Consider the following 20,201-nt stretch of genomic DNA (forward strand, 5'->3'; position numbering starts at 1 on the left):
CGCCTCTTTGATGAGGCCCTGTGGGTTCGTCGTCACCCATGCGCCTCCAGATCAAAGTCTTGGAACATCCATGCCGAAGTTTCTTGCGTTCCCATCATTCCTCCATACTCCTCAGACCATTGAAAATTGGGGATCAATGGACTTGCCGTAAGACACTTACAGACTTATTAGACAAAACAAACCTACAGCGAAAAATTCCTATCAATTGCAAACTACGCTCGTATGGGCCGTGCTGGATCAATGATCCTTTTGCGCCACGCCAACTGACTCGCAAAATCTTCAGCCGATTTACCGTTCTTGAATGGTTCCTCTTTCGGTCAAGCCAAGGATATCTTGCCAGTTGTGTACCCGCGTCACGCAGTTTTGTCGCGGCTTTGCAATTCTATCGCCGCACCGTTGGCCAGTAGAGTTTCGATCATGGAGTCGCAATATCCCATATTGCTCAGAACTTCCCGTGTGTGTTGCCCTAGGAGGGGTGATGGGCGACCGATCTCGGCTGGGGTTTGACTGAATTTCACTGGGTGCCCAATGGTGTCCACTTTTCCCGCATTCGGGTGATCCACCTCCACAATCATTGATCTGGCGCGCGCCTGCGGGTCGTCATGCATCTGCAGTATGTCGTTGACGGGTCCTGCAGGAAGGTGCGCCGCATCCATTCGCGTTAGCCAATTCTCTGTCGTGTCTTTGGACAGAAATTTATTAAGGATATCAACAAGCGCCGGAAGGTTCTGTATGCGGTCGTGATTAGATGCAAACCTGGGATCCTCATTCAACTCCAGCGCCGAAATTACATCCAAAAACCGCAACCAATTGCTCTGGTTTGCGGCGCCAACGTTGATCCAACCGTCACTTGTTTGGAACGCTTGATAGGGCGCATTCAAGGGATGCGCGGACCCCAGCGGTTCCGGTTTTTCTCCCGTTGCGAAGGCGATCGCAGACTGCCAGTAAGTTTGCACAATCGCGGCCTCAAACAGCGATGTATCGACCTTTTGCCCCATGCCCGTTTTCAGCACGTTTGCATAGGCTGCGGATACACCCATTGCTGCTAGAATACCTGCATTGATGTCGGAAATGGGGGCCGCTACTTTTACTGGGGGGCGTCCGGGACCTTCTCCTGTCACAGACATCAATCCGGACATTCCCTGCGCGATCAGATCAAAGCCACCACGCTCGGCGTAAGGCCCCGTGCGACCAAAACCAGAAATCTCGCAATAGATAAGGCGCGGATTTGCTTTTGCCAAATCTTCGTAAGCGAGGCCGAGCTTGGCCATGGTGCCCTTGCGATAGTTTTCGATCACCACGTCTGCATCGGCCAAAAGTTTACGGAGAACCTCTACCGCGTCAGGTTTCTTCAGATCGAGGGCGATGCCCCGTTTGTTGCGGTTCATCATCATATAGGCCGCAGATTCGCCATTGATGTCAGGCGGGACAAAACGGCGGGTATCGTCTCCATCAGGTTTTTCAACCTTGATGACATCCGCCCCCATATCCGCAAGCATCAGGCCACACACAGGGCCCGCCATAATATGGGCAAGCTCAATGACGCGCATGCCTTGCAATGGGCCTTGCGCGGTTGTCATTTGCCTGTCCATTGCGGTTTTTTCTTTGACAGGAAGGCTTCCATTCCTATCTTGAAGTCTTCGCTTATATAGCAAGATACGATCAAGTCGGCATCATCTACTTCGGTAGCGGAACGATTACGCCGCAAGGCTTCCTTGGTCGCCCTCAAAGTAAGAGGGGCCATGGCGCCAATCTTCTGCGCCATTTCGTTTGCCCGTGCCAAGAGGCTTTCTTCGTCCTCCAAGACCTCACTGACAAGGCCAATGGATAGGGCCTCCTCTGCTTCGACCAATCGCGCGGTAAAGATCACTTCACGAACACGCCCAGCGCCCATCAGTTCGGTCAGACGGGCAAGGTTGCCTGCAGCTAGACAGTTTCCCAAAGTGCGCGCGATGGGAAATCCGAACTTCAATCGCGAGGATGCAATCCGGATGTCGCAGGCTGCGGCAATCGAAGCGCCGCCCCCAGTGCATGCTCCATGCACCGCCGCAATCGTTGGTACGGGGCAGCGCTCGACGGCGTCCAGTACCGAAGCGATCCGGCCCTCGTATTGCAGCGCATCATGCTCTGTTCGAAAGGCGCGAAACTGGGTCATGTCCGTTCCGGCGGCAAAGGCTTTGCCCCCGGCCCCGGAAATCACTATGGCGCCTATCGAACCATCAATTGGTACGGTGCCACATATCTGGGCCAGACATTCGTACATTTCGAAGGTCAAGGCATTGCGTGTTTCCGGACGATTTAAGGTTAGCCACAAAATGCCATCGCGCACTTCCTCGATCAAATCAGATGTTGCTCCGGTCATCGGTAAAAATACTCCACCAGAAACATCGGAACGGAAGGCACGTAGGTGCAGAGCATAAGCACTGCCAACAGGACACCAACGAACCAGATGTTGACCTTGGAAACCTCCCAGATATTAGCGCGCGCCACCGAACAAGCCGTTATCAACACAGATGCAACCGGTGGTGTTTGCTGTCCTATGGCCAGGTTCAAGGTGACAACCAGTCCAAAGTGAACAGGGTCAATTCCAGCCGCCGTGATAAGCGGGATCACGATCGGGATAACCAGAATGATTGCTGCCGCGGAATGTAGAAAGAAGCCAACGATCAAAAAGAAGAAATTCAGGATTAGCAGAATGGCCCATTGCTGCGTTGTAATCGACAGAATGCCCTCCGCCAATTGCTGAGGGATTTGCGCGCGGGTTAGAAAGCCGCCCATGAGCACTGAGGCTGCAACCAGCAGCATCACAACCGCTGTCTGAATGCCTCCGTCCAGCATGGCACGACGCAGGTGTGTGAGATCGAGGTTCTTGTACCAGGCCGATACGACCAGGGACGCCAGAACGGCAAGGCCTGCGGCTTCGGTTGCCGTTACGTAGCCGCCAAAAATGCCACCCAAAATGATGACCGGCAGTGTAAAGGCAGGCAGCGCTTCGACGAAGGTTTCGCGCAATCGCTTAAAATTGAACGCCTCTTCGGTGGGGAAGTTGTATCTTTTCGCAAAGAGATAGGCGACGGTCATCAACCCTGCCGCACCCAGCAGACCGGGCACAATGCCCGCAACAAACAGCTGTTCGACCGAGGTATTGGCGGATGCGGCATAAAGGATCATCGGGATCGAGGGCGGAATAATGATGGCCAAGGATGCCGACGAGGAGGTCACCGCCGCCGAAAATTCCTTGGTATACCCACGTTTTTTCATTTGTGGTATCAAGATCGACCCCATCGCCGCGACATCAGCCACCGCTGATCCAGATATTTCGGCGAAGAACAATGAAACGCCGATATTGACCATCGCCAGCCCGCCGCGGATGAAACCGATGATTGCGGACACAAAATTGATCAGCTTATCGGTAATGCCGCCTGCGTTCATGATCGCCCCTGCCAAAACGAACATGGGAATGGCGATCAATGAAAACTTGGTGGACCCGTCATACATGTCGAGTGCGATGGTCACGAGACTGCCCGTCCCTTCCGTCACCAGCAGACCAATAACGCCACACATGGCCAAGGCGACCGCGATAGGAATGTTGATGCAGATCATCAACATAAGTGCAGCGAAAATAGCGGCAATCAGCATCAGGCCCTGTCCTTGTTCTTTTCGAGTTCGGTTTCGACTTCCTCTTCGATTTCAGCATGCTCCAGGGAGATACCGGCGGAAGTTAACCGCAAATAACCCGGCAAGCTGAGAAGCTGACAGGTCATGAACAGGATCGCCCCAATCGGGATCACGGATTGTGTGAATTGAATTGGAACCCACGTCAGCGATATGAGCGTATCGCCCGCGAGCACTGCGAGCACCTGCAATCCGGCGCGCGCCATCAGAAAGAAGAAGATCAGAACGATCAACTCACCTGCCAAAACTGCCAGAATGCGAATCTTCTGTGGAATGGCGAGCAGAACGGAGTCAAACCCAATATGGCGACGGTGCAAAGCGGCGAGCGCGGAACCGTAATAGGTGATCCAGGCCAACATGATTGCGGCCACTTCGTCGTACCAGGAAAAGCTCTGCCCCATCAGGCGCGCAATCACGGCGATGGTCACTGTTAGTGTCAACAGGATCATCAAGCTGATCGTGATCCACTCGAGGATTTTGCTCAAGAAACGATTGATTCGCGTGAGCGTCGGGTACTCGGGGTGTTCCATGTGCGTTCAGACTTGCTCAGGACTTGGCGACCACCCAGCAGGCAAGAAGCATGTCCGGTTTTGGAGGCCACTTTGAAAGTCCATAAAAGATGGGCGGCAGATCATACCCGCCGCCCCTTAACGTGGTTTATCCGGACTGGCCCAGGCCAAGCACGGTATCAATCATTTCCTGACCGCCTTCGACTTCTGTTGCAAACTGCTCATACACCGGCTTGGAAGCTTCGATGAACGCTGCTTTGTCCGCCGTATTCACTTCAACGCCAGCATCTTCGATGACTTTCAACAGACTTGTTTCCAGCTCAGCCGCTTTTTCATACGTGAAATCCTGAGTTTTGGTACCACAGTCGGCAAATGCTGCTTTCACGTTGTCGGACAGCCCATCATATTTTGATTTTGACATCAGGATATACGCGGGCGTGTATACATGGCCTGTAACAGACAGATACTTTTGAACTTCCTGGAATTTGGCCGAGGCAATCTGAGCGTAGGGGTTTTCCTGACCGTCGATCACGCCTGTCTGCAAGGCGGTAAACACGTCCGAGAAGGCCATTGGAGTTGGATTTGCACCATATTGCTGGAACATTTTCAAACGCCATACACCGTTGGGCGTGCGCAATTTCACGCCCTCAAGGTCTGCCGGCACGTTGATCGGCCGTACATTGTTTGTGATGTTGCGAAAGCCGTTTTCGGCAAGACCGACAATGTGATACCCCGCATCGTTTGCCGCGGACTGGAATTTGTCCATCATCGTGTCCTGGACACGGCGCATATGATCGCGGTCGGTGATAATATAGGGCATCTCAAATATGCCGAAGGTATCGTCAACAGATGACATCACTGACGACGGCAGCGAAAAGTCTACCTGCCCCAGCTTTAGCTTCTGTAAAAGCTCCTTGTCCTTGCCCAATTGTGACGATCCGAAAGTTTGCACCTCGACCTCACCTGCCAATGATGCATTTGTGCATTCGGCAAAGTTGTTGACCGTTGCTTCAAAAAGCGAGCCGGGCGCGCCAACGTGACCAAACTTCATTGTGACGTCGGCCGCGGACACGGAGGACGCCATGCCACAGATCGCAGTCGCTGCAAATAGTTTTACTAGAGTTTTCAAAATCTTCTCCTCCCAGAGTTTTTGAGTTCGTTTGTAACTGCTTTGCGCAGTGTTCTTGGCTCTTACGAGAGCATTGCCATGGCCGCCTGTACCCCACCATCCTTGTATGGGACGCTGGCTTTTTTGAGACCCATCTCAACACCCGCCAAAGTTCCTATCAACATAAGATCATTAAAATCGCCCAGATGTCCGATGCGGAAGACTTTGTCCGCAACCTTTGAAAGACCATTGCCCAAAGATATGTCAAAGTTCTCTAGTGTCGACGCGCGAAAGGCATCCGCGCTGTGCCCGTCAGGCATGACAACGGCTGTCAGGACTCCACTTTCCTGTCCCTGCGCCGCACAGAGCACATCAAGCCCCCATGTCTTCACCGCGGCGCGCGCAGCAGCCCCGTGTCGTGTGTGACGGGCAAATACATTGTCCAATCCCTCTTCGTGCAACATATCGATGGCCTCATTCAGGCCGTAGAGCAGGTTGGTGGCTGGCGTGTATGGAAAGTAGCCCGTCTTGTTCGGCCCGACCATTTCGGCCCAATCCCAATAAGAACGTTGTAATCCTGCGGTCTGGTTGGCCGTCATGGCCTTTTCACTCGCCGCATTGAACGACAAGCCGGGCGGGAGCATCAGTCCCTTTTGAGAACCGGAAACGGTAACATCCACGCCCCACGCATCGTGCTGGTATTCAAGAGACGCCAAACCGGAAATGGTATCAACCATGAAGAGTGCCGGATGACCTGCGTTGTCGATGGCTTGCCGCACAGCAGCTATCGGTGACACTGATCCGGTTGATGTTTCGTTGTGGACCACACAAACGGCTTTGATTTCATGGGTTTTATCTTCAGCAAGATATGCTTCAATTTGATCGGCATCCGCGCCGCCGCGCCAATCACCCGCAATAAACTCAGGCTTGAGGCCCAGTTTCTCGGCCAGCTTCTTCCACAGCGTAGAAAAGTGCCCCGTTTCAAACATCAAAACGCGATCGCCAGGAGAAAGCGTATTCACCAAAGCGGCCTCCCACGCACCCGTGCCCGAGGAAGGATATATGAATACATGGCTTTCGGTGTTGAAAATGGTTTTCATGCCATCCAAGGCGCGCAGTCCAACCTTGGCAAAGTCCGGGCCGCGATGGTCGATTGTTTGCCGAGAGATCGCACTGAGTATTCTTTCGGGCACCGCACTCGGACCAGGGATCTGCAAAAAATGGCGTCCGGCTTTTCTCATTGCCAACTATCTTTCTATCCAGCGTGTCGGGCCAAGCGACGTACAATCGCATCGCTGACCAGAATTTAGTTGATACAACGTAATTTTGAATTCATAATTATGTCAACCGAAAATCTGAACCGCGAACGTTGGCGAACTGGATCGAGAATGTCTCAATTGTTGGAAAAGCTTGCAAACCGCGTTCAGGGGGATTTGGCATTCGATGCCTTTTCGCGGGGGCGATACGCCACAGATGCTTCGCTCTACCAAATGATGCCCCATGGCGTGTTATCACCGAAATCAGAGGACGACATCTGCGCGGCTCTGGATTTTGCGGCGGAGCAGCGGTTTCCAATTTTGCCACGTGGTGGTGGAACATCGCAATGCGGCCAGACTGTTAACGAGGCTTTGGTTCTCGACAACACTCAATACTTCAACGGCATTCTAGAATTGGACGTGGCCAACCAGCGATGTGTGGTGCGGCCAGGTATCGTGCTGGATGAATTGAACAGGGCTCTAAAACCGCATGGTCTTTGGTTTCCGGTAGATGTCTCCACGGCATCGCGGGCGACGATCGGCGGCATGGCGGGCAATAATTCCTGCGGTGGCAAGTCGTTGCGCTACGGGATGATGCGGGACAATGTACTTTCGATCGATGCATTTACTGCCGAAGGACAAAAGCGCAAATTCGGTCCCGTCACGTCGGAAAAGTCGCCCAGCTATAACGAAATGTCCGATGATCTTCTCAGCCTGGGGGCCCGCGAAGCGTTGGAAATTGACGCACGCTTTCCGAAAATCATGCGCCGGGTGGGAGGCTATAACATTGACGCTCTGGTGCCCAAGAACACGCCGCAGAACCTCGCACATCTTCTGGTTGGTTCTGAAGGAACACTTGCCTACTCAACTGCCATAGAGTTGAAACTATGGCCACTGGTCTCCGATAAAGTCCTCGGTGTTTGTCACTTCCCTACTTTCTATCAGGCGATGGACGCAGCCCAGCACCTTGTGACGCTGAAACCGCAAGGCGTGGAACTGATCGACGCCACCATGATCTCGCTCGGTCGGGATATCCCGCTGTTTCGCAAAACGATTTCAGATTTCGTGACGGGCGCTCCCGAAGCTCTTTTGCTCGTGGAATTTGCCGAAGAGAATACATCGCAAAACCTGCCCAAACTCAAACAGCTTGAGGAGATGATGGGCGATCTAGGATTTTCTTGGTCAGGAACTGAAAAGTCGTGGGGCGGCGTTACTCTAGTAACGGAAATCAACCTGCAAAACGACATCGCGGAGTTTCGCAAAGCCGGACTAAACATCATGATGTCAATGAAGGACGCGGGAAAACCAGTATCTTTCGTCGAAGACTGTGCCGTAGAACTCCCGGATCTGGCCAAATACACGGCAGGGCTCACAGAAGTATTCGACAAGCATGGCACCAAGGGCACGTGGTACGCCCATGCATCCGTTGGGTGTCTGCATGTAAGACCCGTCCTGAACCTCAAGCTCGATCAGGATGTGAAAAAAATGCGGGCCATCGCCGAGGAGTGCTTTGACCTTGTTGCCAAATACAAGGGATCGCATTCCGGTGAGCACGGCGATGGGCTGGTGCGCTCCGAGTTCCATGAAAAAATGTTCGGCACCCGAATGGTTGAAAGCTTTCGGGAAGTGAAAAAATTGTTTGACCCTGAAGGCTTGTTTAACCCTGGAAAGATCGTCGATCCGCCCAAAATGGATGACCGGACCCTGTTTCGGTACAACCCAGACTATGCCGTGACCAACTTTGATACCGGGCTCGATTGGTCGGCATGGCCCGGCAGCGCTGGGGGATTTCAGGGCGCCGTGGAGATGTGCAACAATAACGGTGCATGCCGCAAACTGAAGGGTGGCGTCATGTGCCCCTCGTTTCGTGTGACGCGCAAGGAACAGGATCTGACACGTGGTCGCGCCAATACACTAAGGCTGGCGATTTCGGGCCAACTTGGCCCCAACGCGCTGACGTCTGATCAGATGGCCGAAACGATGAAACTCTGTGTGTCTTGCAAGGGATGCAAGCGTGAATGCCCAACGGGTGTTGATATGGCGCGGATGAAGATTGAAGTTTTGTCGGCCCGCGCGAAAGAACACGGCATCAGTCTACATGACCGTATGGTCGCATACCTGCCGCGCTATGCGCCTTGGGCATCTCGTCTCGCCACGGTTGCGAACCTGCGAAACACTGTGCCGGGTTTGGCAAAGTTACTAGAAAAACCAACAGGCTTTACGGCATCGCGCGATCTGCCCTCTTGGAGTTCCAATCCATTCAAGAACACCGAAGTGGCGCAGTCCGAAATCCCTCAAGCCGTGCTCTTTGCCGATAGTTTCAACCGGTACTTTGAACCAGACAACTTGCGCGCTGCAGCAAGAGTTTTGAACGCGGCCCGCGTTCCATTCGTCATGGCATCCTCACCGAAAGGCGAACGCCCATTATGCTGCGGACGGACTTTCCTTTCGGCTGGCCTCATTGATGAGGCGAAAACTGAGGCAAAACGGCTTGTGAACGCTCTAATGCCTTACGTCGATAAGGACATTCCGATCATCGGCCTCGAGCCAAGTTGCCTGCTGACATTAAGAGATGAGATACCCGGGCTGTTGCCTGGCAAGGACGCTGAACGTCTGGCTGATAAAGCCAAAATGCTGGAGGAGTACATCGCCGACCAAGCGGACAACCCGGACTTCAAGCTTCCCTTGAAATCTCCTGCGTCAAAGATCTTGCTACATGGTCACTGCCACCAAAAGGCGTTGGGCGTAATGAGCAGCATCGAAAAAACTCTGTCGCGTTTGCCGGATACAGAGGTTGAAATCGTCGAAACAAGTTGCTGTGGTATGGCAGGAGCGTTCGGCTATGGTATCGACACGCATGAAATATCACGCAAAATGGCTGAGGCAGATCTGGCCCCTGCGGTGCGAAAGGCGGACAGGGACACCCTGATCGTGGCAGATGGCACCTCCTGCCGCCATCAGATCGCGGATATGACGGCCAGAAAACCAATCCATGTCGCCAGGTTGTTGGAAATGGCATTGGTAGAATAGAGCGAAAGTTATCATGTTCGAAAATACGGCCCCCCAGACCATTGCCCGTAAGTCGCTTCATCAGGAATTGGTGGATCGCCTGCAACAGATGCTCATCAACGGCGCGCTTGCGCCCGGAACCAAAGTTCCAGAAAAAGACCTTTGCCTTAGATTTGGTGTATCCCGGACCCCGATGCGGGAGGCCTTGAAAGTGTTGGCGTCCGAAGGGTTGGTCAGACTGGAGCCGAACCGGGGTGCGTGGGTTACGCAAGTCACGGTCAGCGAGGTCAACGAGGTCTTTCCTGTACTCGGTGCTCTCGAAGCTCTGTGCGGCGAGATGGCGTGCCAGAATATCACCGATGCAGAAATCGAAACCGTCCGGTCTCTCCATGAGCAAATGGTTCAGAACTACGAGAACCGCGACCTGGGAGGGTACTTTGCGATCAATCAGAAAATTCACGGTGCAATTTTGACCGCAGCGCGTAACGATACTTTGACAACCTCCTGTCAAGCACTGTCACTGCGCATGCAACGCGCACGCTACCTTGCCAATATGTCCGAAGAACGCTGGCGCACGGCGATCTTGGAACATGAGAAAATCTTGCAATTTCTCAGCGAACGAAATGGTAAAATGTTGGCAAAAACCTTATCTGAGCACATGGACACAAAACGTGCATCAATTGTGAAATGGCTGCAAAGTGAGTGACACCAACTATGCGTTTCAAAGTCCTGGTTAGCATATGACCCTATCGCGCAATATGCGCTATTGGGGCGAAAACTCTGAAAATGAGTGTGAACTCTTAGCGTCGAAACCGCCTTGGCGCTAAGAATTCACCGTCAGATTTCAAGTTTGGTCTGTCGTCGTATGTGAACCGTGCGGCGATGCATATCAAATAGCTTGGAATGGCAGCTCCAGTCGCCGCAAACAACCACCAAGGCACTTGGAGTGACCTTGCTGACAGGTCGAGACACAAGAGCTCTCGTATGTCGAAGAGGCAAACCATCCTTGAATGCCAATCCCCGGACTGCGGTCAACTTAGACTAGACACGGCCGCTTATTCCCGCGTTATCCAAGGTGGGTCAGGTTACTTTCACAGTCAGCGACCCGACGCCCTCAATGGTGGCCTCCATCACATCGCCTCGCTGGACGGCATTCACACCCGAGGGTGTTCCAGCCATGATTACGTCGCCCGCCCTGAGTTCGAAATATTCGGACAGATAGGAAATCATTTCAGGGACCTTCCAGATCATTTGATTGAGGTCGCCTTCTTGCCGCAATTCGTTGTTGACGTTCAGCGCGATACGGCCTTGATCGGGGTGCCCCACTTCGGAAACAGGCAATAATGGACCTACCGGCCCCGAACGTTCGAACGCCTTGCCGATCTCCCACGGGCGTCCCATTTTTTTGGCTTGTCCCTGAAGGTCGCGGCGCGTCATATCCAGCGAGACACCGTAGCCCCAGACGTGATCCAAGGCCTCGTCCAAGGTAATATTGGTGCCGCCGGATTTCAGGCCAACCAGCAATTCGACTTCATGGTGCACATCCGAGGAATGCGATGGGTACGGAAACTCACCCGATGCATCCAGATTGTCAGGGTTCTTTTGAAAGAAAAACGGAGGTTCACGGTCCGGATCGTGGCCCATTTCCACCGCGTGAGCTGCGAAATTTCGACCAATGCAATAAACGCGTCGTACTGGGAACGTGCCACCCTCGTGCGTTGGGATCGTGTGCGTTTCCGGCGATTCGATAACGTTATCAGACATTGTTTTCCTCCTGCACGTTCAACCCCTAACATCCGGTCGGGCAACGCAATTTCCATGGCTCCTGAATCCCGTCATAGATGTGGTCGCGACTCAAAAGGTTTCATCACATTCCTTACAACTTAATTGTGTGAAATCTGAAGCCTTCGGTTCCGCCCATTTGGCAAATTGGTTGACTTTTCTGTCACTTATTGCCGGCTGCATTGTCTCTATCGGGTAGGACGCGTGAATAGACGGATCTCAGATGCATATTCATGGCGCGCGCAGCCGCGTCCCCGTCCTTTGAGGCGATGGCAGACACGATCGCATCGTGTTCTGAAAAACTGACGTAGTCGCGAGATGGCCCGCGGGTCTCGCGCGGTTGCCCCCAAACGATGGATCGACGCACCGAATTCAGAGTTTCAAAGAAATAGAGAAAAAGCTGGTTGCCCGTCGCACGCGCGATGGCATGGTGCAGATGATTGTCCCAAGCCTCATATGTGCGCCAATCCTCTGCTTTACGACAGCGATCCGCACACAGCGTCATCTGCTCTCGATCCGAACGCGTCGCGTGCCGGGCCGCAAGACGACACAATTCCGGTTCAATTGTAAAACGCACGGCAACGACTTGCTCGGGTTTGATTTGATCCCGCAGATATGTGACGTCCTGTAGATTGAGCACCGGACGCGCACCGACAAACGTGCCACGCCCGACATGGCGCCAAACGCGGCCCTGAGCTTCCAATTCAGCCAATGCTTTGCGCACCTGGTTGCGCGTTGTACCCAGAGTTTTGCACAACTCGCGTTCGGGCGGTACACGGTCGTTGTGGCGGTATCCCGCGCTGTCAATTAAGTCACGCAACCGCTGTTCAAGGTCATTCGCCATTCCCGAAATCCACCCAATTTACTGATTGGTTGTTTGATTGGTACCGTATGGCAGCCGTAAACAAATTAAAAGAAGGGGTGCGGCGGCGAGTCGTAAACCAGATAGTCAACTGCCTTGGTGAAGGTTGTTTGGGGGGGATAAAAAGTGCAACTGGCAACGATTTCTGTGGAGCATGACGCTATATGTGTGGCGATTTTGAACGATGGTCGCATGCTGAACATCGCGCAAGCCGCAGGATCAAATTCGAACTCCGAAACGTCTTTTAGTGGAACAATGCTGGATTTGATCGCAGGCGGCAAAGCGGCTTTGGACACGGTACGCACGCTTGTAGCAGAGGCCCATTCAGGACAGCACGCTGACGCGATCATCTCAGCCAGCGCGACCCTGATGGCGCCAATTGCCGTACCCCGAAAAAATGTTTTCTGCGTGGGCCGCAACTACGCCGAGCACATCGCAGAGGGCGACCGGGCACAAAAACAAAAAGTTGGCGTGACCGAATATCCGGTGTTCTTCACCAAGCCGCCAACTTCGGTCGTGCCTCCGGATGGTGACGTTCTGATATTCCCGTCCGTTTCACAGGCAACGGACTACGAGGTCGAATTGGCTGTCGTCATCGGCAAGACCGGACGAAACATCTCCAAGGCACATGCGTATGAGCATGTTTTTGGGTATACTATTCTTAACGACATCACAGCGCGCGATATTCAGCGCCGCCACGGAGGTCAATATTTCAAGGGCAAAGGATTGGACGGATCATGTCCGATCGGTCCCTACATCGTTACGTCCGATGAAATCAGCGATCCGCATGCCTTGTCGATTGGCCTTACCGTGAATGGAGAGCAACGTCAGAACGGGAACACGGCGGACATGATATTCGACATCCCAACCCTGATCGAGTCCGTCTCGGAGGGCCTGACTTTGGAACCCGGTGACATAATTGCCACCGGCACACCGTCAGGCGTCGGTTACGCAATGGATCCACCACAATTCTTGAAGGACGGAGACACCGTGATTTGTGAAATCGAGAAAATTGGCAAACTTCGAAATACAGTGCGCGCAATTTGAAATGTTCCTGCCGAGCAGCAGCACGGCGTCCGGAGCAAAACACTTAAGGGAGGAAAGAAAACCATGATGAACAGGAGAGAATTTTCAGCCACGTTGCTGGCGGCAGTTCCAGCTACAGGTGTGCTGGGCACAAGTGTTCTTGCGCAGACCATGCGCGATATCACATTCGTGCAACCGAGCCCGTCGGCGATCAACTCGTTTCCGGTATTTGTCGCGATCGGCGAAGGCTACTTTGAGGAGGAGGGCCTCAATGTGACTGTCGAGGCAATCAACGGTTCCGGCGCGGTTTTGCAAGCTTTGTCCGCAGGACAGGCGCAATTTGGACGTCCCGGCCCAGGCCCTATGATCGCGGCACGGTCACGCGGTGTCGAAGCAGTTCACATCTATAATGTCGCGGCGCGCAGCAACTTCGGCGTTGCTGTTCAGCAAGACTCTGAAATCCAGAGCATCGAAGAGCTGCGCGGCAAAGTAATCGGCACCGGCACCGCTGATGGAGCGGAGGTGGGTTTTGCCCGCAATGTTATGACCGGCGCCGGTATGACTGAAGGCACGGACTACGAATTCCTGACGGTCGGTGACGGGGGCCCTGCGACAGCAGCTTTCCTGAATGGCGAAATCGACGCCTATTCGGCCTCGACTGCGGATACCGCCATACTGAATCAGCGCGGCATGGCAGTACGTGACATCACGCCCGCGGAATTTGGACGTTTCTTCGGCAATGGCATCGCGACAATGGCAGAAACCATCGCCAATGACAGAGAGCTGGTGGAAGCCTGGAGTCGCGCTTTCGCACGTGGTCATGCCTTTGCACTTGACGATGCAAACCGTGAAGCCGTGTTGAAACATCTCGCTGATGGCAACCCGCAAGAAGGCGAAGACAAGGAATTCCAGTCGGCATTGTTCGACGCGGTCCGTTCCAAAACCGTTTCGACAGACGACAGCAAGCACCTCGGGTGGTATCCTGCGGAAGTTTGGCAGGAATGGCAGGACGCACTCGTTGCAGGCGGCGAGATCCCTGGCCCGTTGGAAGATCTAAGCGCGGTCTGGACAAATGAGTTTGCTGCCATCGGCAATGAGGCCATCGGCGGATGAACCCCGCCGTTGCAGAAAATTTTTCCGGCGCGTCTCTTGGCGCGCCGGTTTACGAGCTGACCAATGTCAGCAAGACATATGCACGCAACCTTGTGGTCGCGTTGGAAGATGTCAGCCTGACCCTCAGGAAAGGCAGTTTTACATCCGTGATTGGATCCAGCGGGTGTGGGAAGTCCACATTGCTCAAGATCATGGCAGGCTTAATTCCCCCCAGCAAGGGACGCGTGATACTTCAAGGCGAGCCTGTGAAGGGTCCTCGACGTGACATTGGCATGATGTTCCAACAAGCAACACTATTTCCCTGGAAGACGGCTGTAGAAAACATCGTTCTCCCGATCGAGATCAGAGACGGCAAACAGGCGACGGAAAAAGCTCTGGGCAAAGCGCACGAGCTTTTGGACATGGTTGGGTTACAGGGATTTGAAAACGTCTATCCGAACGAATTGTCTGGCGGCATGGCGCAACGTGCCTCGATTTGTCGGATGCTCATTACCGAACCGGCCGTTTTACTCTTGGATGAGCCCTTTAGCGCTCTGGACGAACTTTCGCGCGATATGATGAACATGGAATTACAACGAATTTGCAGCGAACAGGATGCCACCGCTTTCCTCGTAACCCATTCGATTCAAGAAGCGGTGATCCTCTCTGACGAGATCGTCGTGATGAAACCACGACCCGGTCGATTAGCAGAAATAGTAGAAGTCGATCTGCCAAGGCCCCGCACACTCGATATGATGACGACACCAAAATTTGGTGAGATTGTAGACCACATCCGTGGCATGCTGGACAAGGGAGAAGACATGTGACGGACCTTCGCGCAAATAGCTCTTCGTCGTCTGAAACGGAACAGGATACCGTTTGGGAACAAGAAATCTCGTTCATTGACTCTGTTCCGAGATCGATCGCGATGATATTTGTTTTTCTTGTTTTCATCGGGACATGGCAACTCATCACGGGCTTTGGTCTGGTATCGCCGATTATCCTTCCAACGCCGTTGGAGACATTGAAGGACATGATATTCGTCGGTAAAAATCTCATAACTGGTGATTACATGCTGGTGGCGCTCTGGATCACCATCCAAGAGGTGATTTACGGTTTCGCGCTGGCCATCGCGATTGGTTTTTCACTCGGAGTCCTCGTTGGCGAGACCGCATTCGGTGAGAAAGCCGTCATGCCTTATCTCGTTGCCATCGACACAATGCCTAAAGTGGCCTTTGCACCGCTTTTTGTGGCCTGGTTGGGATTTGGCATCGAATCCAAGGTGGCGCTCGCCGCCTTTATTGCGACATTTCCGATCGTTGTGGGGACTGCCGCAGGGCTTCATGCCGCTGACGAAAACGCACGTATGCTTTTCAAGACCATGGGGGCAAGTCGGATGCAAACTTTGATCAAAATGAAGCTCCCCACGGGCTTGCCGCAGATATTCACGGGCCTCAAGATCGGAGCTGTTGGCGTCATGGCAGGCGCGATCACAGGGGAGTTTCTTGGTGGGGGTAAAGGCTTTGGGGAATTGATCCGCGTCGCAGCTTCCCAATTGAATACACCGCGTGTGTTTTCACTGATCTTGTACCTCAGTGTCGTGGGGTTGGCACTCTATCTGATCGTACAATGGACCCAGCGCAGGGTCGTGTTCTGGCAAAAAGAAAGCGTGGGCTCCTACGATGCCTGACGACATCGTAATTGCTCCAAGCACGCTGCGCGACTTTGTGGCGGAAGCACTAAGGTCACGAGGTGTCCCAACTTCTGACGCCGAAAGTGTCTCCGCTCTCATGGTCGAAGCGGATGTGTTCGGATATGGCACGCACGGCGTTTTCCGTCTTCGCCAATACTTGGCCCGGCTGGAGGGAGGCGGGTGCAACCCCGCGCCTGAAGTCACCGTGGCGCATGAGACAGTTGCAACGGCTCTCGTTGACGGCGATAACGGTCTCGGCCATCTGGCAATGGCAACGGCCCGCGATCTTGCCATCGAGAAGGCCAGGGAAGCTGGAATCGGTTGGGTCGGTGTCCGTCGCGGCAATCATGCAGGACCACTTGCACTCTACGTTAGGCCGCAAGCGGAGAATGGATTGCTCGGCATGGCCGCTGCGGTTGGCAGTGCAAACCATGTACCTCCCTACGGTGGCACAGATCTGTTGCTGGGCACAAACCCGATCGCTTTCTCTGCACCCTCGACCGGTCCTGATCCATTCGTTTTTGATATGGCCACGACCGTGGCCGCTATGGGGAAAATCAAAACACTTCTGCAGCAGGGCGAACCGATGCCCGAAGGCTGGATGGTCGGTCGGGATGGCAAACCACTTACCGACCCCGCCCAAAAATCGGAAGGTTTTTTGCTGCCTATTGGTGGCCCCAAGGGGTTTGGCCTGTCAGTCGCGATCGGTCTTTTGGCCGGAGTACTCAACGGCGCAGCCTTCGGTTCTGACGTGGTTGATTTTACGTCCGACACTACTTCGCCAACGAATACCGGGCAGTTTGTCGTGGCAATCGATCCCGACGCTTTTGGGATCGGTGAAGACTTCGGCGAAACAGCATCAAGAGTATTCAACGAAATGCGTGCCTCATCGCCTTTGCCGGGTCACGAAATGGTACGATTGCCGGGTGATGGGAAGACCGTGGCCGCACAGGCAAGACGAAATGAAGGCCTTAAGCTCAATCCCGCCTTGAGGCGGGATCTCAATGAACTTGCCATGAACTGCGGTCTGACAAAACCGTTCCCGGACGCAGCCGCAGTATAACGCGCTTTGCATTTCGGATCCGCTACCCTGTCAGAGAATGGTTTGGCGGAGTTGGCACGACATCTTTTCCCTGTTTCGGAACTTGAGCAGGGTCAGGCTGTTTGTGGAAACCGTACGGTGTTGGGTCAAGTTGTTGGCGTTTTCGGATTTTTATGCTGAACCACTCGATCTTTCGAGAAGGGGTTGAATTTTACGTTTAACACCGAATTCACGGCATCGACTCTGCTGGAACGGACTTTTGGCCTCATTGCCAGCTTCGGTCTCATGCCGAACGGTTTCAAGATGGTCTTGGGTCGCCTTGAGCTCAATTATGTGGGACAAAACGGCCACCAAACCACCAAGTTGCGTATGCTGCGTGCTCACCAAAAGCCAGCCGCAACCCTTGGTGTTCAATGTGAAAGCACCGTGATCATCCAGAAGGTAGTCGCATTAGGCTATGGCGTGCGCTACAGTTTTCCTCCAATACCAATACGAAAAAATCAAGCATCAACGTAACAATCGCGACAAACAATCGGTTTGGCATTTTCTCAGCTTAACGTGCAAACCGCGCAGGCGCTTATATGTGAACTGATTGATATCTTTATGCTCGAGAGCGTCGCTTATGCCCGTTTTTAGCCAGATCGGCGTGGTCAGTACTTTGAGGCGGCAACCGCACTATTGGTTCTTTGGTAAAAGTAAATTCGGACCTATCTACAGACGGCCTTCGTTAGGTGATGTGCCGCAATACGTGTTTTCAGGATATGGTCGAAAGCCCGATCAACACCGAAGCCAAAAGCTGGCAATGTCGATTTTGCTTGCTGGTTCATTGAAAACCACACGCTTGCTGCCTGTCGCACGAATTGAGGACCGTTTCGTTTCATGTCACCATCGAAGCTTGTACGAAGACGGATTTTGTTGACTTACTTGCGTGCCGATTGATAAAATCAAAAGCGCATTGGAGTTCCCGCTGCAAACTGCCCCACCAATCTCAAAGAACTGGTCGAGGAACACTTCCAAGCAGCATCAATTCTTCTGCACTATTTTGCGCAAGGACGGTGCATTGTCGAAGTTTACGATAGTGATGAAAGGCTGAAGACGGGCCTTCACTGCCTTCTTTTCAACTGCGTTCGCCAAGATGCGCGTTCGTATCCAAAGTCTTTAAGCCTCAAGGTTCAATTTCTGGCGCCCAGAGTAATCAGTACCACGCATGTCATTCATTGAGATCGCGAAGCAGGCGGTTGTGTTTACGCGTTTCCTCGATCAACGCGCCAAAGGTCCGCATGCCTTTGCCCTCCACAAGCGGTAGCAGTTTTACCAATGCTTCTGCCGTTGCTTGCGCATCTCCAAGGGCGGTGTGGCGCAAATCGGGCGGGATGGTGATTGAAAGGCGGGTGCACAGGGCATCCAGCGAGTGCTCTTCGTTGGTACCAAAGACGACTGCCGACAAGAGAACCGTATCGAGAACGGGATTGTTCCACTCGACACGCATCTGTGCCCCGTGTTTTCGCAAGAGGCCAATATCAAACGGCGCATTATGCGCTACGAGAACGGCATTCCGGGCAAAGTGATGGAACGCGCGCCCTACGTCCGCGATATCCGGCGCATGCGCAACATGCACATCTGTAATATGGTGGATTTTTGTCGACCTAGCTGGGATCGGACGACCGGGATTTACGTAGGTATCCATGAATTCGCCCTTGATGATCCGCCCGTTCAAAACCCGCACGGCACCGAGCTGCACAATGGTGTCTTCTTCAACCGAGAGCCCTGTTGTTTCGGTGTCGAAAGGCACGAAACACAGATCTGAGAGCGGGGTATCTGTGATTTGTTTTGTCTCGGGCGCATTCATCAGATCGAAATCAAAAATCAATGGACGCGACGCGATGGTCTTGTTTTCCTGAACTGCTACGTCGACGCAAATCATGTGTCCATCATCGCCCAATGATTTCAATCGGGCGCTGAAGTCCATGTCTCGCTCAACATTGCAAAGGCTGAAAGGCACGTCTTGTGTGGCATCAGATAATCGCTCTATTGCAGCCAAAAGGCCGGAGACATCGAAGTAGTCGCCAAGCGGTGCCTTCAACCGAGGCGGCGCGATCTGAGACAAGACATCCGCTGCCTGAGTGTCATAAAGTACAATCTCTTGCGCGGGGTTCAGCAATATTGTTGCGATGGGAATTTCGCTGAGTAGCGAGGTCAGTTTTTCGCGTTCCGCCCGAAGGCGCTGGGTTTCATGCGCAACCTTTGCCGCTGTATCCATTAAAGATGTACTCACAGTTTGAGTCAATGCATTTGCGGCAGGAGCCAGATCACCAAGGTACCTTGCCTCACCGGCATTAACCTCTGCTGGCACGTCTGAATGCGCGCGCAGTCGAAGAGATGCCGAGAGTTTATTAATCGGTTTGGCGACATTCTCATCAAACAGCAGCCAGACCGCCATAACCAGCCCGGTGTTCAGAAAGGCGAACATCACAAAGGCGGTCACAAAGGGCGTGGCGGGCAGATTTTGGTCCGCGCGTGACCACCCGAACATCAATGCCACCGCAACCAGTCCCGCACCGCCAACGGCCAACAGGCCGAAGAAGAGCAAGATGCGAAAACGCAGAGACAGAAGTGAAAACATGTCAGGTCTCGCAGACCAGTTTCAACGTTTGGTCGCCCTCGGGCAGAGCTTGCCAATCGGCATTTGTAACGCCACCATTCTCACCGAAATCCGCTCCATCGATCAGAAGCGCCGCGCGCCGGCTCTGACAATCAAACAGCATCGGCGCCTTGTTCACAGGCGACCAACGGCCAAAGAAATAGACATCTGCCAACCTTTGTTCAGGCCAGTCATCGTTGGTGCGTGCTGTGGCTTTGTCGACAGCAGCAAAGCGTTTGGTGTAGGGCCAGATTTGTGTCCAGGGCCGCAGCCAGCTTTGTTCCTCAACCTTGGTCGCGATTTCCACGCCCTCCGGCAGACGCTCGGCAGTGCGGTCAAACCAAGTGTATTCGTTGGAAATGGTCATGCCGATCATGCCCAAACCTGCGGCGATGGGCATGATCCATTTGGGCAACCGCCGTCCGGTGACGACATTGAGCAGCATGGCAACGCCAGCGCAGGCGATCCCCGCGAAGACAGTGGCTATGAGCTCTACAAACATAACA

At 53.5% G+C, this 20,201-nt stretch carries 17 protein-coding genes; 7 read left to right on the forward strand and 10 right to left on the reverse strand.

Annotated features, from left to right (window positions below):
- Positions 1-353: 353 nt before the first annotated feature.
- From AB8B75_RS10425 to AB8B75_RS10450, 6 genes are all read right to left on the reverse strand, one after another.
- Positions 354-1,580, reverse strand: coding sequence for a CaiB/BaiF CoA transferase family protein (locus AB8B75_RS10425; RefSeq protein WP_405362023.1), 1,227 nt, complete (start codon positions 1,578-1,580; stop codon positions 354-356).
- Positions 1,577-2,362, reverse strand: a complete 786-nt coding sequence (locus AB8B75_RS10430) for an enoyl-CoA hydratase/isomerase family protein (RefSeq protein ID WP_405362024.1) — start codon at positions 2,360-2,362, stop codon at positions 1,577-1,579. Before AB8B75_RS10430 ends, AB8B75_RS10425 begins: the two co-directional genes overlap by 4 nt.
- Complete coding sequence (locus tag AB8B75_RS10435; protein ID WP_405362025.1) at positions 2,359-3,639, reverse strand: TRAP transporter large permease; 1,281 nt, start codon at positions 3,637-3,639, stop codon at positions 2,359-2,361. Before AB8B75_RS10435 ends, AB8B75_RS10430 begins: the two co-directional genes overlap by 4 nt.
- On the reverse strand, positions 3,639-4,160 hold the full coding sequence (locus AB8B75_RS10440) for a TRAP transporter small permease (protein ID WP_405362027.1): 522 nt from the start codon (positions 4,158-4,160) through the stop codon (positions 3,639-3,641). Before AB8B75_RS10440 ends, AB8B75_RS10435 begins: the two co-directional genes overlap by 1 nt.
- A gap of 172 nt (positions 4,161-4,332) precedes the next feature.
- Positions 4,333-5,313: a TRAP transporter substrate-binding protein gene (locus AB8B75_RS10445; protein ID WP_405362028.1), complete on the reverse strand. Its 981-nt coding sequence runs from the start codon at positions 5,311-5,313 to the stop codon at positions 4,333-4,335.
- Between the two features lie 62 nt (positions 5,314-5,375).
- Positions 5,376-6,533, reverse strand: coding sequence for a pyridoxal-phosphate-dependent aminotransferase family protein (locus tag AB8B75_RS10450; protein WP_405362030.1), 1,158 nt, complete (start codon positions 6,531-6,533; stop codon positions 5,376-5,378).
- Between the two features lie 147 nt (positions 6,534-6,680).
- Between AB8B75_RS10450 and AB8B75_RS10455 the strand changes: the two genes are divergently transcribed.
- A complete protein-coding gene (locus AB8B75_RS10455; RefSeq protein WP_405362031.1) occupies positions 6,681-9,578 on the forward strand; it encodes an FAD-binding and (Fe-S)-binding domain-containing protein in 2,898 nt (965 codons plus the stop codon).
- Positions 9,579-9,591: 13 nt separating this feature from the next.
- The gene (locus AB8B75_RS10460; protein ID WP_405362032.1) at positions 9,592-10,263 is read left to right on the forward strand and encodes a GntR family transcriptional regulator; all 672 of its coding nucleotides are present in this window, start codon (positions 9,592-9,594) and stop codon (positions 10,261-10,263) included.
- A gap of 374 nt (positions 10,264-10,637) precedes the next feature.
- Here the strand turns inward: AB8B75_RS10460 and AB8B75_RS10465 are convergent, their stop codons facing one another.
- The gene (locus AB8B75_RS10465) at positions 10,638-11,321 is read right to left on the reverse strand and encodes a fumarylacetoacetate hydrolase family protein (RefSeq protein ID WP_405362034.1); all 684 of its coding nucleotides are present in this window, start codon (positions 11,319-11,321) and stop codon (positions 10,638-10,640) included.
- Between the two features lie 181 nt (positions 11,322-11,502).
- Positions 11,503-12,183: a FadR/GntR family transcriptional regulator gene (locus AB8B75_RS10470; RefSeq protein WP_405362036.1), complete on the reverse strand. Its 681-nt coding sequence runs from the start codon at positions 12,181-12,183 to the stop codon at positions 11,503-11,505.
- A 144-nt stretch (positions 12,184-12,327) separates the two neighbouring features.
- On the opposite strand from AB8B75_RS10470, the gene AB8B75_RS10475 reads away from it, so the two are divergent.
- From AB8B75_RS10475 to AB8B75_RS10495, 5 genes are all read left to right on the forward strand, one after another.
- Positions 12,328-13,248, forward strand: a complete 921-nt coding sequence (locus tag AB8B75_RS10475; protein ID WP_405362038.1) for a fumarylacetoacetate hydrolase family protein — start codon at positions 12,328-12,330, stop codon at positions 13,246-13,248.
- A gap of 63 nt (positions 13,249-13,311) precedes the next feature.
- A complete protein-coding gene (locus AB8B75_RS10480) occupies positions 13,312-14,340 on the forward strand; it encodes an ABC transporter substrate-binding protein (protein WP_405362039.1) in 1,029 nt (342 codons plus the stop codon).
- Positions 14,337-15,146, forward strand: coding sequence for an ABC transporter ATP-binding protein (locus AB8B75_RS10485; RefSeq protein WP_405362041.1), 810 nt, complete (start codon positions 14,337-14,339; stop codon positions 15,144-15,146). Before AB8B75_RS10480 ends, AB8B75_RS10485 begins: the two co-directional genes overlap by 4 nt.
- A complete protein-coding gene (locus AB8B75_RS10490) occupies positions 15,143-16,009 on the forward strand; it encodes an ABC transporter permease (RefSeq protein ID WP_405362042.1) in 867 nt (288 codons plus the stop codon). The genes AB8B75_RS10485 and AB8B75_RS10490 overlap by 4 nt, the downstream gene beginning before the upstream one ends.
- The gene (locus tag AB8B75_RS10495) at positions 16,002-17,075 is read left to right on the forward strand and encodes an Ldh family oxidoreductase (RefSeq protein WP_405362044.1); all 1,074 of its coding nucleotides are present in this window, start codon (positions 16,002-16,004) and stop codon (positions 17,073-17,075) included. Before AB8B75_RS10490 ends, AB8B75_RS10495 begins: the two co-directional genes overlap by 8 nt.
- A gap of 1,189 nt (positions 17,076-18,264) precedes the next feature.
- On the opposite strand, the gene AB8B75_RS10500 is transcribed toward AB8B75_RS10495, so the two are convergent.
- Both AB8B75_RS10500 and AB8B75_RS10505 read right to left on the reverse strand, forming a co-directional pair.
- Complete coding sequence (locus AB8B75_RS10500) at positions 18,265-19,677, reverse strand: PolC-type DNA polymerase III (protein WP_405362045.1); 1,413 nt, start codon at positions 19,675-19,677, stop codon at positions 18,265-18,267.
- A 1-nt stretch (position 19,678) separates the two neighbouring features.
- Positions 19,679-20,197: a hypothetical protein gene (locus tag AB8B75_RS10505; RefSeq protein WP_405362046.1), complete on the reverse strand. Its 519-nt coding sequence runs from the start codon at positions 20,195-20,197 to the stop codon at positions 19,679-19,681.
- Positions 20,198-20,201 lie beyond the last annotated feature (4 nt).

The organism is Roseobacter sp. (assembly GCF_045106495.1).
Lineage (GTDB): Bacteria > Pseudomonadota > Alphaproteobacteria > Rhodobacterales > Rhodobacteraceae > Roseobacter.

Excerpts from the sequence above, each read along its gene's own strand:
- AB8B75_RS10425 (WP_405362023.1), bottom strand. The coding sequence starts at position 1,580 with ATGACAACCGCGCAAGGCCCATTGCAAGGCATGCGCGTCATTGAGCTT.
- AB8B75_RS10430 (WP_405362024.1), bottom strand. The coding sequence starts at position 2,362 with ATGACCGGAGCAACATCTGATTTGATCGAGGAAGTGCGCGATGGCATT.
- AB8B75_RS10435 (WP_405362025.1), bottom strand. The coding sequence starts at position 3,639 with ATGCTGATTGCCGCTATTTTCGCTGCACTTATGTTGATGATCTGCATC.
- AB8B75_RS10450 (WP_405362030.1), bottom strand. The coding sequence starts at position 6,533 with ATGAGAAAAGCCGGACGCCATTTTTTGCAGATCCCTGGTCCGAGTGCG.
- AB8B75_RS10455 (WP_405362031.1), top strand. The coding sequence starts at position 6,681 with ATGTCTCAATTGTTGGAAAAGCTTGCAAACCGCGTTCAGGGGGATTTG.
- AB8B75_RS10460 (WP_405362032.1), top strand. The coding sequence starts at position 9,592 with ATGTTCGAAAATACGGCCCCCCAGACCATTGCCCGTAAGTCGCTTCAT.
- AB8B75_RS10465 (WP_405362034.1), bottom strand. The coding sequence starts at position 11,321 with ATGTCTGATAACGTTATCGAATCGCCGGAAACGCACACGATCCCAACG.
- AB8B75_RS10470 (WP_405362036.1), bottom strand. The coding sequence starts at position 12,183 with ATGGCGAATGACCTTGAACAGCGGTTGCGTGACTTAATTGACAGCGCG.
- AB8B75_RS10480 (WP_405362039.1), top strand. The coding sequence starts at position 13,312 with ATGATGAACAGGAGAGAATTTTCAGCCACGTTGCTGGCGGCAGTTCCA.
- AB8B75_RS10485 (WP_405362041.1), top strand. The coding sequence starts at position 14,337 with ATGAACCCCGCCGTTGCAGAAAATTTTTCCGGCGCGTCTCTTGGCGCG.
- AB8B75_RS10495 (WP_405362044.1), top strand. The coding sequence starts at position 16,002 with ATGCCTGACGACATCGTAATTGCTCCAAGCACGCTGCGCGACTTTGTG.
- AB8B75_RS10500 (WP_405362045.1), bottom strand. The coding sequence starts at position 19,677 with ATGTTTTCACTTCTGTCTCTGCGTTTTCGCATCTTGCTCTTCTTCGGC.
- AB8B75_RS10505 (WP_405362046.1), bottom strand. The coding sequence starts at position 20,197 with ATGTTTGTAGAGCTCATAGCCACTGTCTTCGCGGGGATCGCCTGCGCT.